The 15324-nt window shown below is 34.8% G+C and carries 14 protein-coding genes; all 14 read left to right on the plus strand.

Features of this window, described 5'->3' with window-relative positions:
* Positions 1 to 33 precede the first annotated feature (33 nt).
* Genes J2S07_RS08180 through J2S07_RS08245 form a run of 14 tightly spaced genes read left to right on the plus strand, consistent with a single transcriptional unit; the run spans position 34 to position 15324 of the window.
* Complete coding sequence (locus J2S07_RS08180) at positions 34 to 1293, plus strand: glycosyltransferase family 4 protein (protein WP_307149931.1); 1260 nt, start codon at positions 34 to 36, stop codon at positions 1291 to 1293.
* 52 nt (positions 1294 to 1345) lie between these two features.
* Positions 1346 to 2473, plus strand: coding sequence for a glycosyltransferase family 4 protein (locus J2S07_RS08185; protein WP_307149932.1), 1128 nt, complete (start codon positions 1346 to 1348; stop codon positions 2471 to 2473).
* On the plus strand, positions 2474 to 3787 hold the full coding sequence (locus J2S07_RS08190; RefSeq protein ID WP_307149933.1) for an MATE family efflux transporter: 1314 nt from the start codon (positions 2474 to 2476) through the stop codon (positions 3785 to 3787).
* Positions 3777 to 4280: a GNAT family N-acetyltransferase gene (locus tag J2S07_RS08195; RefSeq protein WP_307149934.1), complete on the plus strand. Its 504-nt coding sequence runs from the start codon at positions 3777 to 3779 to the stop codon at positions 4278 to 4280. Before J2S07_RS08190 ends, J2S07_RS08195 begins: the two co-directional genes overlap by 11 nt.
* Positions 4281 to 4324: 44 nt before the next feature.
* On the plus strand, positions 4325 to 5236 hold the full coding sequence (gene rfbA / locus J2S07_RS08200; protein ID WP_307149935.1) for a glucose-1-phosphate thymidylyltransferase RfbA: 912 nt from the start codon (positions 4325 to 4327) through the stop codon (positions 5234 to 5236).
* A complete protein-coding gene (locus tag J2S07_RS08205) occupies positions 5196 to 6284 on the plus strand; it encodes a DegT/DnrJ/EryC1/StrS family aminotransferase (protein WP_307149936.1) in 1089 nt (362 codons plus the stop codon). Before rfbA ends, J2S07_RS08205 begins: the two co-directional genes overlap by 41 nt.
* A 22-nt stretch (positions 6285 to 6306) precedes the next feature.
* Positions 6307 to 7344 (plus strand): dTDP-glucose 4,6-dehydratase, encoded by a 1038-nt coding sequence (gene rfbB / locus J2S07_RS08210; protein ID WP_307149937.1) that lies wholly within the window; start codon positions 6307 to 6309, stop codon positions 7342 to 7344.
* 46 nt (positions 7345 to 7390) lie between these two features.
* Complete coding sequence (locus tag J2S07_RS08215) at positions 7391 to 8140, plus strand: WbqC family protein (protein ID WP_307149938.1); 750 nt, start codon at positions 7391 to 7393, stop codon at positions 8138 to 8140.
* A gap of 54 nt (positions 8141 to 8194) precedes the next feature.
* Positions 8195 to 9103 (plus strand): beta-1,6-N-acetylglucosaminyltransferase, encoded by a 909-nt coding sequence (locus tag J2S07_RS08220; RefSeq protein ID WP_307149939.1) that lies wholly within the window; start codon positions 8195 to 8197, stop codon positions 9101 to 9103.
* Positions 9104 to 9132: 29 nt separating this feature from the next.
* On the plus strand, positions 9133 to 10416 hold the full coding sequence (locus J2S07_RS08225; protein WP_307149940.1) for a type III PLP-dependent enzyme domain-containing protein: 1284 nt from the start codon (positions 9133 to 9135) through the stop codon (positions 10414 to 10416).
* Between the two features lie 13 nt (positions 10417 to 10429).
* On the plus strand, positions 10430 to 12166 hold the full coding sequence (locus J2S07_RS08230) for a M28 family peptidase (RefSeq protein ID WP_307149941.1): 1737 nt from the start codon (positions 10430 to 10432) through the stop codon (positions 12164 to 12166).
* Between the two features lie 27 nt (positions 12167 to 12193).
* Entirely contained in the window at positions 12194 to 13147 is a 954-nt protein-coding gene (locus J2S07_RS08235; RefSeq protein ID WP_307149942.1) for an ATP-grasp domain-containing protein, read from the plus strand.
* 28 nt (positions 13148 to 13175) lie between these two features.
* Positions 13176 to 14249 carry an acyltransferase family protein gene (locus tag J2S07_RS08240; protein ID WP_307149943.1) on the plus strand — a complete coding sequence of 358 codons (1074 nt, stop codon included), beginning with the start codon at positions 13176 to 13178 and terminating at the stop codon, positions 14247 to 14249.
* 7 nt (positions 14250 to 14256) lie between these two features.
* Positions 14257 to 15324, plus strand: a complete 1068-nt coding sequence (locus J2S07_RS08245; RefSeq protein WP_307149944.1) for an acyltransferase family protein — start codon at positions 14257 to 14259, stop codon at positions 15322 to 15324.

Genomic DNA, 15324 nt, shown 5'->3' on the forward strand with positions numbered 1-15324 from the left:
ATTATCAAAAATTTTCTCAAAGGGGGTGCTAGGATGAATTTAATGTGGATTGTTAATATTCCCCTTCCTGAAGCAAGTGAATTAATGAATGAAAAGGCTCTTCCGTTTGCTGGTTGGCTCGAGAACTCCTCATCTATTCTGTCTAATATGGAAAAAATAAATCTTAATATTGCATTTCCTAAAAAAGGGCTTAACAAAATAAAGACTCTTAAAGGAAAAAAAATAACTTATTTTGCTTTTCCTGCTGTAAATACTTCTAGTAGATCGATTGAAAGAAACAATTATTTGAAAGAAATGATTAACCAAGTTACCCCAGATTACGTTCATATTTTTGGAACCGAGTATTCTCATACTCTTGCAGTAGTAAATTTGTGTAAAGAAAAAAATATAAAAGTCATTATTTCAATTCAAGGTTTGGTGTCAGTCATCGCAAAACATTACCTGGCTAGTTTACCTTCAAAGGTACAGAAAAGCTATACATTTAGAGCACTTGTGACAATGAATAACATAAGGCAGCAGCAAAGAAAATTTTTTAAAAGAGGCAAATATGAAATAGAAGCATTGAGAAAAGTAGACTACGTGATTGGAAGAACAACTTGGGATAAAGCTTGTTGCACACAAATTAATCCCAATTTACAGTATTTTCATTGTAATGAAACACTGAGAAATGAGTTTTATGAGAATCAATGGGATATAAACACTTGTGAAAGATTTTCAATTTTTCTAAGCCAAGGGAGTTACCCTGTAAAAGGGCTACATTTTATGATCGAAGCCATGCCACAAATATTAAGACGTTTTCCGGAATGCAAACTATATGTAGGCGGTCCAAATATTACTAACACCAGCACACTGATAGAAAAATTAAAATTGACCCCATATGGAAAATACATCCAAACCCTTATTAAGAAATATAACTTACATTCTAAGATTATTTTTACTGGTATCTTAAATGAAAAGGAAATGTGCAATAGATATTTAGGCTCACATGTATTTGTTTGTCCTTCATCTATCGAAAACAGTCCTAATTCCTTGGGGGAAGCTATGCTACTAGGTGTTCCCTCTGTTTCAGCCGATGTTGGTGGAATTTCTGATTTATTAATTCATAAAGAAGAAGGTTATGTTTATCAAGGGGACGCTCCTTATATGCTTGCTCATTTTATTTGTGAAATTTTTGGGGACGATGAGATAGCGTTAAAATTCTCCAAAAATGCAAGAAATAAGGCGAAAAAAACGCATGATCGGGAGCTGAATAATGAGAGATTAATAGAAATATATCATACGTTAACAAAATAGCTATCATACCTTTCTATATTTAGTTCTGAACATATTTTTAGGAGAGTGTTTTATGAAAAAGAAATTGGTCTTTATTAGTAATATGGCCGCTCCCTACCAAGTTAAGTTTTGTTATTCACTCCAAAAACACTTTGATACAGAGTTTTGGTTTTATGTTAGAAGAGAAGCAGAGCGCCCAAAATGGTGGGAAATACCATTGGGAGAAAAATGTAAAATACTTAGATTTTCAGGTGTGTTCCCAAAGGTAGGTTATTTTTCTTTTGGTGTTTTCTCAGAACTTATACGTTTTAAACCCGATATCGTTATGTTAGGAGGATTTATGAGGTGGCACTGGCTATTATTAATATTCGCTAAATTTTTCAATAAGAAAGTGATAATAATGAGTGAACCATTAAGAAATGTAAGCAGTGATCGAGACCAATCACAATCTTTGATGAATAAAGTAAATTCTTCAAGGAAATTAAAATGGATTAAGAAATTATTCTCAAGAGCAGATCTATATGTAGGAATGGGAACTGTGGCGGAGGCACAATTTATCGAGGAAATCGAATTCGAAAAATCAAAGGTAACATGTGCAATGTATCCTTTAGACATAGAGATGTATTTTGAACATACGCTTAGGGCGGAAAAACCTAATAAGGATTATACATTACTTTTTGCCAATAGATTGATCGACCGTTATCAGCCTTTATTTGCTCTAGAAGTGTTTAAAGTTCTTAAAGAAAAATATCCTAATATTCGAATGTTAATAAACAATGATGGCCCATTAAGATCTGAGTGTATTAAGTATATTAAAACCGAAAGTTTGCAGGATATTGAGTTCATAACACAAATAGATTCTTGGAATAATATGCACAAGATATATGAAGGGGCAGATATATTAATTCTCCCTGCAACCTATTCAAATGGTAACGGAACAATTGTGGAGGCAACAGCTTCAGGAATGGGAATTGTTGTTAGCAATCAGATAAATCATTTGGAATTCTATGCTAGAGATAGTGAGAATTGTTTTATTTGTAATTTGGAAATTGAGTCTTTTGCTGAAGCCATTGAAAAATATATAGAAAAACCAGCATTATTTTTGGAGCACGGGAACGCAGGGAGACAGATCGTTGAGTACTTAAAAAATGAGAATACAGCAAAGAAGTACGTTGAAATTTTTGAAAGGTACGGGTTATAAGTGGCTGCATTAAAAAATTTTATCAATATTCATGTAGCTAATCTGAGAGATATTTTAAATGCTTATGCAGTGAATATAAAGAATATCGTTTATTTTTTTATGCCTTCTATTATAGGGCTATTTATTAATCTCATTACCTTCCCTATTTTCTCGAAGAATTTTAGCTCTTTTGATTTTGCGGTTACGGGGTATTTTGATGCAATTGCCCAGATTTTCTTGCCGATTATGAATCTATCTTTTTATTCTTTTTATATGAAGGATTTTTTTAAGCGGTCGGATGAAGAGAATAAGGAAGTTAGGGCAACATTAGTAATGTTTTTATCTTTTATCAACATCTGCATTATCCTAGTAGGGCTAATCCTTCTATTCATATATTTTAATTCGGCGAAGGTCACCTTTCCTATTTTTCCGTATGGAATTTTATCGTTAGGGGCCATTTACTTTTCTATCTTTGTTTCATTTTTGGGGATTGACTATAAGCTAAGAAAGCAAGGGCTAAAATTCTTTATCCTTCAAAGTATTAGTGTGGTACTACCGATAATTTTTGGCTTGTATTTGGTGATTATATTCAACCTAGGTGCTTCCGGTAGAATGATAGGAAGCCTATTAGCCCAAATAATATTGGGTATTGTAGCCATAAAAATCATGTTTAAAAAGGTTAAATTTGATTTTCAACTTATTAAGAAAGCATTGTCATTTTGTTTTCCGCTAATTTTAATAGCATTACTGGATATACCAACAACCTATATTGATCGGCTTATTTTGGAAAGACAAAATGATATTGATTCTTTCGCTTTATATAATATAGGGCTCAAAATGTCTGGAATACTCTTCGCACTAGGTTCTGCAGTATATCAAGCTTTTGAACCAGATCTATATAAGAATGCGAGCAAAAAGAGATTTAAAAACTTTCTACAGATTGTTGGGCTTGTTTTTGGTTTTTTAATAGTTGTTAATATTATTTTCTCAATATTTTCGGAACCGTTTATATCTTTATTAACAAGCGGTCGTTATACAGACTCCTATCAGTTTGCCAAGATTATGATTTGGAGTAATTTCTTTCTCTTATTATCTTATGCATTGACAGTTATCCTTATTGTCCAAGATAAATCCAAATCACTTCTTTCAATTCAAATAATGGTTGCTGTTGCGGGAATTTTTATTTTCTTGTTATTCATAGATAACTGGGAATTCCTAGGGGCTAGTTATGCGATGATAATTATAAAATTATTTAATTGTGCATTCCTCGTTATATTCATTTGGTTCTCAATTAGAAAGCTTAAATCAAAGGAGGTAAAAATGTATGAAAGTTAAGATAAGTTGTTTACAACACTATCGAGACATTTTTTCAGGGGAAGGTATTGAATTAATATTACTGGGCAAAAGCGCAGACGATATTGAGAGACTGGCCAAAGGGATTGTCAACATAGATTCTAATTTTTTATTTCCGACTGATAATAAAGAAAAACTACATAGATATGCAAAAAAATTAATTGAGCATGGATACAATTTTATTTTAACAGATGGAAATTCTGATATAGGTGTGCTTTCCATCTATGCAAATGATTTTGTTACTAAAACTGCTTACACGAGTACAATTGGGATTATACCATCATACCGTGGGGGAAATTTAATAGCTAATTTGGTGAATTTTGGTCTCGAATTTGCAAAAGAAATAGGGATGGAGAAATTCAAGGCAGAGATTCATAAAGTAAATTCAAGATGGTTAAAATTTCTGTTTAGATTTAAATTTCAAATAGAATGTGAAACGGTAAATAAGACGTATATTATTGTTAGAGACTTATAATCAAACTTTGAACTTTTCGAGGATTTGAAGAGGAAGGTGATACTATGAAAGGAATCATTCTTGCTGGAGGCAGTGGGACTAGGCTTTATCCTATTACTCAAGCGATATCAAAGCAACTGCTACCAATCTATGATAAGCCCATGATTTATTATCCATTATCTGTTCTCATGTTGGCTGGAATTAAAGAAATTCTAATTATTTCGACTCCAAAGGATTTACCTTTGTTTCAGGATTTATTAGGTAATGGTTCAAAATGGGGGATTACACTAGAATATGCTGTACAAGAGCATCCGCGCGGTTTAGCGGATGCTTTTATTATTGGGGAGAGCTTCATTAGCAATTCTCCCGTCTGTCTAATTCTTGGAGACAACATTTTTTACGGACAGGGGTTTACACCAATATTGAAGATTGCGGCCGAATTAAAGGAAGGTGCGATTGTTTTTGGGTATCAGGTTAAGGATCCAGAGCGGTTTGGGGTAGTGGAATTCGATAATAATTACAACGCTTTATCTATTGAAGAAAAGCCGCTAAATCCAAAATCAAATTATGCAGTAACAGGGTTATATTTTTATGATCATCGTGTCGTCGAGATTGCAAAAAATGTGAAACCTTCAGCTCGGGGAGAGCTTGAAATCACAGATATTAACAGAGACTATTTAAGAAGGAAGCAGTTGAAGGTTGGTGTGCTTGGGCGTGGCTTTGCCTGGCTAGACACAGGAACCTTTGAAAGCTTCATAGGTGCAAGTCAATTTGTTGAGACAATTGAGAAAAGACAAGGCTACAAAATTGCTTGCCTTGAGGAAATTAGCTATCGCAATAATTGGATATCTAGTGAGGATGTTTTAGCACGAGCCCTTCAATATAAAAATGATTATGGTGCTTATCTGCACGATCTAGTTCATGGGAGGTTTAGAAATGATTCCAGTCTCGCAGCCCTTTCTGCCTCCCAAGGATGAATATGATTTCTTAATTACTGAACTTTGGAATACAAAGTGGTTGACGAATAACGGTCCTTTTGTTCAGAGACTTGAAGTGGAATTAAGAAGACATTTACTCCTCCCTTCCCTTCATTATGTTAGTAATGGAACGATTGCTTTGCAGCTGGCGCTTAAATCCCTTGGCCTTACAAAGGAAATCATAACAACTCCTTTTTCGTTTGTAGCGACAACTACTTCGATTCTCTGGGAGCAATGCCGACCAGTTTTCGTTGACATTGATCCACAGACATTATGCATTGACTCGACGAAAATTGAAGCGGCGATTACCGAGGAGACGGAAGCGATTTTGGCGACCCATGTATTTGGAATTCCTTGTGATGTGGAGAAAATTGAAGAGGTTGCTACAAAATATGGACTTAAAATTATATATGACGCAGCTCATGCCTTTGGTGTTCAATACAAAGGGAGGTCGTTGCTCTCCTATGGAGACATTGCTATACTCAGTTTTCATGCTACAAAGCTGTTTCATACAATTGAAGGTGGAGCGGTCGTTAATAATTGTGGTCAAGAACTGGAACAATCTCTTAAATTGTTAAGGAGCTTCGGATTTACAGGGGAAGAGCATATTTTGGTTGGAATTAACGGAAAAAATTCGGAGTTTCATGCTGCGATGGGGCTATGCAATCTTAAGTATATAGAGGAGATCATTTTAAAAAGAAAACGATTATCTAAAGCGTATGATGACCTCCTTCTTAACAGATTTGCCAGACCGCATATCCCAGAAGATGTGATTTACAACTACTCCTATTATCCTCTGATTTTTGAAACGGAGGAGGAGTTGTTAAGTACTCAATGCTTATTGAGGAAGAATGGTATCGAGTCAAGAAGATATTTTTACCCATCACTTAATGAACTTCCTTATTTGCAAGAAAGACATGATTGTCCTATATCGGAGAAAATTTCAAAGCGAATCTTATGTCTGCCTCTATTTAGTGATTTAAAACTAGAAGAGGTAGATAGAATCGCAACTCTAATTTTGGAAAAGGAAATGGCAAGGGCATTATAAAATAAATGATGGAGAGAGCGTTATGAACTTACTTGTTACAGGAGGAGCCGGGTTTATCGGCTCCAATTTTATTTTATATATGTTGGAAAAACATAATGATATTCGAATTATTAATCTTGATAAGCTAACCTACGCTGGGAATCTTGAAAACCTGGAATGTTGTATGGATGATCCTCGTCATTTTTTTATAAAGGGTGACATCTGTGATCTGTCACTTGTTGAAAAAGTATTTAGTGAGTACGAAATTGATGGAGTCATTCATTTCGCAGCAGAGTCACATGTAGATAATTCAATAACAAATCCAAGATCCTTTGTAGAAACCAATGTATTGGGTACGTTTACTTTGCTTGAAGCAGCACGGAATTTCTGGATGGATGGAGTGAATTCTTATAAGAAGGAATATATGAATGCGAGGTTCTATCATATTTCAACTGATGAGGTATACGGCTCTCTTGGAAAAGATGGTTACTTCACTGAGGATACTGCATATGCTCCAAACAGTCCTTATTCAGCTAGTAAAGCATCGTCAGATATGCTTGTACGAAGCTATTTTCACACATATGGGATGAATGTAGTAACAACCAATTGCTCCAATAATTACGGCCCAAGGCAGCATGAGGAAAAACTAATTCCAACCATTATTCGCAAAGCACTGGCTCTTGAACCTATCCCAATTTACGGAAATGGTCAAAACGTACGGGATTGGTTGTATGTGATGGATCATTGTCGGGCTATAGAACAGGTGTATTTGGAAGGGAAAGCTGGTGAGACATATTTGATTGGGGGGCACAATGAAAGAACAAATATAGAAATAGCGCAAACTGTTTGTGATGTTCTTGATGAGTTAATTCCATTAGGAAAAAACGAATGTGGAACTACAAGTTATAAGCAGCTAATTAGTTTTGTTCACGATCGTCCCGGTCATGATTTTCGATATGCAATTAATGATTCAAAGTTACAAAGAGAATTAGGATTTCAGATTAAATATGGATTTGATAGAGGAATAACCGGAACTGTCCATTATTATCTTCAACAAAGAGAGAAACTCAAAGTTCAATAGAAAATCAATTACTCAAAAAAACAAAATAATACTAAAAGGAGAACCTATGAAGGTCGCAATCATGCAACCCTATTTATTTCCTTATATTGGCTATTTTCAGCTCATAAAAGCTGTAGATCTATTTGTTGTCCATGATGATGTTCAATTTATTAAAGGAGGATGGATTAATCGGAATAGGATACTGGTTAACGGTAGTCCTTTTTTATTCACCTTTAGTTTGAAAAAAGCATCATCATCTTTAAATATCAATCAAAGATATTTTTCTGATGCTTTTGTTGAAGAAAAAAAGAGGCTTCTTCGGATATTAAAAGCTAGCTATGGGAAGGCACCATATTATTTTGAAGTTACTAAACTTGTAGAAGAAATATTGGAAATAAACCCTGAAGATGATATCTCAAAATTAATAACTAGAAGCTTAACAAAAGTTTGTGAGTATTTAAATATTTCAACACCAATTGTAATGTCTTCAAAAATCGAAAAAAAGAATCACTTAAAAGGTGAGGAGCGGGTTATCGAAATTAATAAGCGGCTTAAAGCCTCTCATTATATTAATCCGATTGGTGGTCTAGAACTTTATAATGAAGAGAGTTTTCTTAGACATGGAGTTAGACTAAGCTTTATTAAGTCAAAACCAATTGTGTATCCCCAAGGAAAAGAGTTCGTTCCTTGGCTATCTATTATCGACGTACTAATGTTTAATTCAAAGGAAAATTTCAATGAATTATTAGGGAGTTACGATTTAATTGGAAACTCTATTGGTTTGGGGGAAAATTCCTGCGAAAATGTCCTTTATTAAGAATTTATTTAAATTTAATAAAGATAACTTTATTTTTAAAAGTGGGGTTCAATTATGCAGCGAACAGCCTTTATTTTACAGGTACACAATCATCCTGAACAAGTAAACAAATTTATACTTCAGCTTTTGGGCAGTAAGCAAGCAGACGTTTATGTCCATATAGATCGGAAAAGCTATAGTGATATGAAGGATAAAATTGTCCTGAATTCAAATGTAAAAGTGCTTGAGGAAAGTGTAGATATTGAATGGGGTGATATAAGTCAGGTAGAAGCAACTCTGCTTTTACTTAAGGAAGTGGTATTATCGGGAAAAAACTATGATTTCGTTTGTTTAAGGAGTGGTCAGGATTTACTGGTAAACGATGGTTTTAAAGAATTCTTAATGACTAGTCGTAATAATATTTATATGGGATATCGAGAGCTCAGTCATAGTGAATTAGGATTAGTAAAAATACAATGGCCAAAAATAATGAGAAAACGTTATGCAAATTACCATCCAATCAGGATATTGAGACGAGTTCTATTGACTCTCTATAGCAAAGGAATTAATATCATCCCTAATCGAAATCCCTTTCCAGATGAATATTCCATTTATAAGGGATCCCAATGGTTTACGATGCCACTTGAAGTAGTCAAGTATATTCTAAATTTTTTACAGGAAAATACATGGTATTACTCCTTCTTCGAAAATACACTAGTTCCAGACGAGAGCTTTTTTCAAACAATTGTTATGAATTCCCATTATAAAACGGATATGGTGAATAACAACCTTTTCTACTTGAAATGGGGAGAAGCATTAAACGAGAGAAATTCGCCTCAGTATCTTCGAAAGGATGATATTACTGCCATTGAAAATTCGAATATGTTTTTTGCAAGAAAGTTTGATTGCAAAATTGACAACGAAATTGTAGATTATTTTGTTCACAATATAAGTCTTAAGGATCGAGAACTTGCCCATTCTTAGGTAGGGAGAGAGAAATTAGGGGGATTGTATTGAAGAGTATTTTTAAAGAGAATAAGAATGTCTTTTTATGGGATTATCAAACTTTGCATCAGTTAGAGGAAAAACATGGCTCTTCCTACTATGTGTTGGACACAGGGAAGCTAAAGGATAATTATCGAAAAATGAACCATGCTTTTCAGAGTCGGTATGAGAATTTTATTATTGGCTACTCCTATAAAACCAACTATCTTCCTTATCTTTGCAAGGAGCTTTCAAAGCTTGGTGCCTATGCAGAGGTAGTTTCGAGATTGGAATATGATTTAGCGATACGTATAGGGGAGAATCCAAAAAAAATTATCTTTAATGGGCCATTAAAAAGTAAGGAGGATATTTTTCTTGCACTAGAAAACGCTAGTATCGTAAATCTCGATTCCATGTACGAAATTGAGTATGTGAGGGAGTATGCTCAGAATCATCGTCACAAGGATATTTCAGTTGGTGTTCGATTGAACTTTGATTTGTCAGAGAATGGTATGAGTATCCTTCAGGATGGGTATGAGGTCAGTAGATTTGGAATCTGTGTGGAGAATGGAGATTTAAATATAGCTATTTCCGAGCTTAAAAGAGAGAAAAATATTCGAATAATAGGCCTTCATGGTCATTTTTCGACTCGGAATAGAACAGTCGAATCCTACCTAAGGAAAACAGAAAGACTCTGTCATCTAGCAAAGGAATATATTAATGAAACTTTGGAATTTATTGATATTGGCGGTGGGATTTATGGAGAACTGCCGAACTCTTTTCAATTAGACGCACCTTCCTTTGATGATTATGCAGAAGTAATTTGCTCGGTTATGAACAAAGAATTTCCAGATCAAAACCATAGACCCATACTCATATTGGAACCTGGGGTTGCGATGGTGGCGAATGTGATGAGTTTTGTTTCAAAAGTTATCGAGGTGAAAAGTATTAAGCACCATCAATTCGTATTAGTCGATGGAAGCGTCCATAATATTAAGCCGACTATGCACAGAAATAATCTCCCGATGAAAGTGATTACAGGTAAGGAAAGGAAACGAGACGATCATCACTATCATGTAGTTGGTTACACATGTATGGAGAAAGATTATCTTGCTTACAATTTATTTGGGGAAATGCCTGATAAAGGTGATTACCTTATTTTCGAGAATGTCGGTGCCTATACGATTGTCTTTAATCCCCCGTTTATAAAAGAAAGGCCTGGGATACTAGTTTTAGAGAAAAATGAAATTTTGGTGGCTAGAGAGAAAGAAACTTTTAAGCAGTTTTTTAACGAAGAGCTATACAGTTTTTAATGGAGGAACATGTATGAATGAGGAAGTGACGACAGCAGTACCTATGCCTATTAAAAGAAGCTTATTCCTGAAAAACCTTATTCTCATTTTCGTAATAGTAACTGCAAGCATACTTTCTATTTGGATCGGGCTCCTTCAGTTTCAAATGCCAGAGGTTTTGCCACAAAGTTCAGGAAAGGAGCAGTTTTCTGCTGAGCGAGCGATGCAGTTTTTAGAACAGATTGCGAATAAGCCAAGACCAATTGGCTCAGTCGAGCATGACCGTGTAAGAGATTATTTGTTGTCGGAATTAACCGGCCTTGGTCTTTCACCAGAAATACAGATAGTAGAGGGAAATTTAACGGTATGGGGTCTACCCTATGAAGGTAAGGTTGAGAATATTGTGGCACGAATACCCGGTGATGAATCTACAGGGACGATTATGATTACTTCCCATTATGATTCAGATGCAAATAGTCCTGGTGCTGCTGATGCAGGATCAGGTGTGGCAGCCATTCTTGAAACCATAAGGGCATTAAGGGAATCTACTCCGTTAAAAAATGATATGATCATTCTGATTTCTGATGGAGAAGAAATTGGTCTTTTAGGTGCACAAGCATTTGTTAAAAAACATCCATGGGCTGAGGAAGTTGATCTTGTTTTAAATTTTGAGGCAAGAGGAAGCAGTGGTCCATCAGTATTGTTTGAGATGAACGAGCAAAATGAGAGATTGGTAGCAGAGTTTGCAAAGGGAGCTTCAAATCCTATCACCCATTCATTTATTAGTGATTTGTATAAGGCGATGCCAAATGACACAGATCTTTCGATATATAAGCCCACGGGAATGTATGGATTAAATTTTGGTTTTTTCGACAGCATCTACAGCTATCATACACAAGAGGACACGGTGGAACAGCTAAATTTGAAAAGCCTCCAGCACCACGGAGAAAATATGCTAGATCTTGTTCGACATTTTGGGAATATGGAGTTAATAGCACAGGAGGACGGGGAGAGCCTATATTTTAATCTGATTGGAAAAAAGGTCGTAAGCTATAGTGAAAAGCTTGTGCTACCTCTTATGTTTTTAGCGGTGATTTTTTATACTTTAACATTTCTTCAGGGGTACTTACGAAAAAGTCTGACATTAACAGGGAGCAGCCTAGGGCTTTTTATATTTTTATTTATTTTTGGCATAGCCTATTTTTTCGGAAAAGGCATAGTAACCGTTATATCTTTGATAACAGGAGTGGATGTATGGACTCTTAGTGCCCATCCCAGCATCAGTAATCCTGTGTTTACGAGTATGATATTTCTTATGTTTGGGCTCATCTTAATTTTGTATAATTTTGCTTCAAAAAGAATTGATGTGAAAGACATAACTATGGGTGGATTTTGCGTCTGGCTTATTTTGGTATGTTTGAGCAGCACCTTTCTCAAGGGCTCCAGCTATGCTTTTCTTTGGCCCTTCCTTTTTGGGCTTCTCTGCTTTAATATAATTCTATTTCTGAGAGGGGAGTACAGCTTTAGCAAAAAAATAATCTCTCTAATTTTGGCTATGATGCCACTAGTATTTGTTGCACCAATTATTTATTTGGTGTACACCTTACTAACTTTACGGTATTCCGGAATCCTAATGGTGATCATTTCCTTATTAATCGTTTTTTTTATTCCTATGATTCATCAGATTCAAAAACGATATCTTATTATGTTTCCAAGCATATTAATCATGCTTGGATTTTTGGTTTTAATAGGGGCATATTTAAGGGCTTAAATTAAGTTTTTGAAAAAGGAGAAACACATGAATATTTTAATATGCAGTGTGGGGCGTAGGGTAAAATTGGTTGAGTATTTTCGAAAAGAGCTTAACCAAATAAATGGAATGGTTGTAGCTGTAGATTGTGATCCAACTGCGCCAGCATTATATCATGCAGATGCTTATGAAATTGTACCGCGTATCGATCATCAAGAGTATATCAGCCATATCAAATATCATTGTCATAAATATCAAATTAATGCTGTACTATCCTTAATTGATCCAGAGCTTTCATTACTGGCAGGCTTTAAGGATGAATTTGCTCAGGATGGTATTGAGGTAATTGTTTCAGAGAAAAAAATCGTGGATATTTGTTTCGATAAATATCAAACATATGAGTTTTTAAGAAAGCGAGAAATCCCAGCAGTTCCAACCTATGTGAACCTAAATGAGGTTATGAATGCAATTAAAATAAGAGAGCTGCAATTTCCCCTTATCGTGAAGCCACGGAAAGGCAGTGCAAGCATAGGTATTAGCATGGTTACTAGCCTAAAGCAACTTGAGGAATATAGGAATGAGGAAATGGTTATCCAGCCATTTATTAATGGGGAGGAATATGGCGTGGATTGCTATATCGATCTAATCACAAATAAACCTTCAAATATCTTTATGAAAAGAAAAATAAAGATGAGAGCTGGAGAAACAGACAAATCCATATCAGTTAAGGATCCAGAACTCAAAGCATTGGTTGGAAAACTAATCGATGTCCTTAATCCTTCAGGTCCTATTGATATTGACTGCTTCAAGAAGGAGGATAAATATATTATCTCCGAGATTAATCCAAGATTTGGCGGGGGATATCTTCATGCTCATGAAATGGGTCAGAATTTTGTTAAGAACATTATTAATAATCTAAGCGGAAGAGCAAACACTGAAAATAGTCCAGACTATAAAGAGGGAACAACACTTGTTAAATATGACAATTATTTAGTTCTGTAAAAAATCTGACTTGAAAGGACGCTTTCGAATGCGGAAACAGCTGAATTTAATACAATTTTCGAGGGTAATAGTGCCGCTATTTGTCATGCTATTACATGCCGATGCATTTATGGTCAATTATTTTGGAAATGGATTTCCCTTTTTATTAAATGTCCAAAAGTCCGGCGGAGTGTATTACTTTTTCGCTCTATCAGGATTTATGATGTATTACTTATATCATAAGGACTTTGGCAATCCAAGGATTATTTCAAAATTCTTATATGGCAGATGGATAAGGATATACCCATTTTACTGGATTTTGACTCTCAGTGTTTTACCCTTTACTTCAATCCTTTTAGGCTTAGGCACTGGGCAAAATAAAGAAATGGGGACTATTATTACATCTCTTCTTTTAATGCCGTATGAAATTGAGCCAATATTACCACCGGCTTGGTCACTTGTATATACCGTATTTTATTACTTAATGTTCTCCCTACTGTTCTTAACTCATAGATTGTTTTCAAAAGCCCTGCTATTTGTATGGGGCTTTTTTTCATTATTATTCGGCCTTCAGATTTTATCTAGTTCTGTTTTTATTGTAAATTTCTTATTTAATTTCAACAATCTTATCTTTCTGTCCGGTATTATCTGTGGATATATGGTTACACAATTTCGATTTCCTACTTCTCTATCCGTCTTATCTGTCATTTTCGGAATACTTGGGTTTCCTTTATCTTGGCTAAACACTCAATATGGTTATGTAAATATCGATCTTCAGTATAGTACTACTTTTTCTTCCATTATTTTGATATTAGGATTTGCATCCATAGATTTACAGAAGGAGATTAAGCTTCCAAGGCTTGCTCATTTTCTCGGGAATGCATCTTTCTCCATTTACTTAACGCAATTTTCGTGTATGTCTCTTATTAGTAATCTATTTGGTTCTTCTCCAATTCGGGAATTACCGAACATTTTACTCGCTTCCATTTTGATATTATCATCCATAATAATCGGTTCCATGTTTCATGTATTGATCGAGAAACCGATTCACTCAGCTCTGAAAAAACTGCAAGCAAAAAGACAATTAATGACTTCACAATTAGATCCCCAAGTGAAAGGATAGGTCTCTTATGAGAAAGCAATTAAACTTAATCCAGTTCTCTAGAGCGTTAGTGCCGCTATTTGTGATTTTATTACATGCAAAAGCTTTTATGGCTACCTACTTCCATTACGATTTCTTACATTTGCCACATGTTGCACGTTCTGGTGGAGTGTACTACTTTTTTGCCCTTTCAGGCTTTATGGTCTACTACCTATACCATAAGGATTTTGGAAATCAAGGAAAAGTTAAGGATTACTTATACAAGAGATTCATACGTATTTATCCGTTTTATTGGATATTAACCCTTTGTATTTTGCCTGTGTATTTTATCTTTCCAAGCTTAGGTTCAGGAAATGAGAGGCACATCGGTCATATCATCGCTTCGTTTCTCCTTTATCCAGATGATGAATATCCAATATTAAGTGTGGCTTGGTCCTTATCGCATACGGTTTTTTTCTATTTAATTATTTCCCTATCTTTCTTTGAAAAAAAATTTGTATCAGTATTTATTCCGGCTGTATGGGGATTTCTTTCATTACTCTTTAGCATAGAAGTGCTAAAGAGTTCGCATTATTTCATCAACTTCTTATTTAGTTTTAATAATTTGATCTTTTTATTAGGAGTTGCTTGTGCCTATTTGGTTACAAAAATACCAATTCAAATGGGTATATCAAAGGTGATGATTTTTACGGGATTAATCGGTTTCCCGCTATCATGGATAAATGAAGAATTTGGTTATTTTAATATAGACTTGCAAATAACAACAACCATATCTTCAATCTTTTTACTTATTGGGTTTTCTTCCATTGATCTACAGAGAGAAATTACAATACCAAAAATGGCCAAATTTCTAGGAGATGCCTCATTTTCCATTTATTTAACACATTTCACGTGTATGTCAGCATTAAGCATTATCCTTAGTTCTATGACAATCCTGAAAATCCCTAATTTTTTGCTGGCCATTTTATTGATCGTCTTTTCGATTATTTTTGGTTCAATTATTCATGTCCTATTGGAAAAACCACTAAATAGGAAATTAAGAAATCTATATAATAGAAAAAAAGGATTTCCTTTCAGATGGAAACCTAGTGCCTAA

It is taken from the genome of Anoxybacillus andreesenii (assembly GCF_030813005.1).
Taxonomy (GTDB): domain Bacteria; phylum Bacillota; class Bacilli; order Bacillales; family Cytobacillaceae; genus Robertmurraya; species Robertmurraya andreesenii.

What these genes read in the sequence shown, in the direction of transcription:
- J2S07_RS08240 (WP_307149943.1), top strand. Translation starts at nt 13,176, where the DNA reads ATGCGGAAACAGCTGAATTTAATACAATTTTCGAGGGTAATAGTGCCG.
- J2S07_RS08235 (WP_307149942.1), top strand. Translation starts at nt 12,194, where the DNA reads ATGAATATTTTAATATGCAGTGTGGGGCGTAGGGTAAAATTGGTTGAG.
- J2S07_RS08185 (WP_307149932.1), top strand. Translation starts at nt 1,346, where the DNA reads ATGAAAAAGAAATTGGTCTTTATTAGTAATATGGCCGCTCCCTACCAA.
- J2S07_RS08230 (WP_307149941.1), top strand. Translation starts at nt 10,430, where the DNA reads ATGAATGAGGAAGTGACGACAGCAGTACCTATGCCTATTAAAAGAAGC.
- rfbA (WP_307149935.1), top strand. Translation starts at nt 4,325, where the DNA reads ATGAAAGGAATCATTCTTGCTGGAGGCAGTGGGACTAGGCTTTATCCT.
- J2S07_RS08180 (WP_307149931.1), top strand. Translation starts at nt 34, where the DNA reads ATGAATTTAATGTGGATTGTTAATATTCCCCTTCCTGAAGCAAGTGAA.
- J2S07_RS08195 (WP_307149934.1), top strand. Translation starts at nt 3,777, where the DNA reads ATGAAAGTTAAGATAAGTTGTTTACAACACTATCGAGACATTTTTTCA.
- rfbB (WP_307149937.1), top strand. Translation starts at nt 6,307, where the DNA reads ATGAACTTACTTGTTACAGGAGGAGCCGGGTTTATCGGCTCCAATTTT.
- J2S07_RS08220 (WP_307149939.1), top strand. Translation starts at nt 8,195, where the DNA reads ATGCAGCGAACAGCCTTTATTTTACAGGTACACAATCATCCTGAACAA.
- J2S07_RS08245 (WP_307149944.1), top strand. Translation starts at nt 14,257, where the DNA reads ATGAGAAAGCAATTAAACTTAATCCAGTTCTCTAGAGCGTTAGTGCCG.
- J2S07_RS08215 (WP_307149938.1), top strand. Translation starts at nt 7,391, where the DNA reads ATGAAGGTCGCAATCATGCAACCCTATTTATTTCCTTATATTGGCTAT.
- J2S07_RS08205 (WP_307149936.1), top strand. Translation starts at nt 5,196, where the DNA reads ATGATTCCAGTCTCGCAGCCCTTTCTGCCTCCCAAGGATGAATATGAT.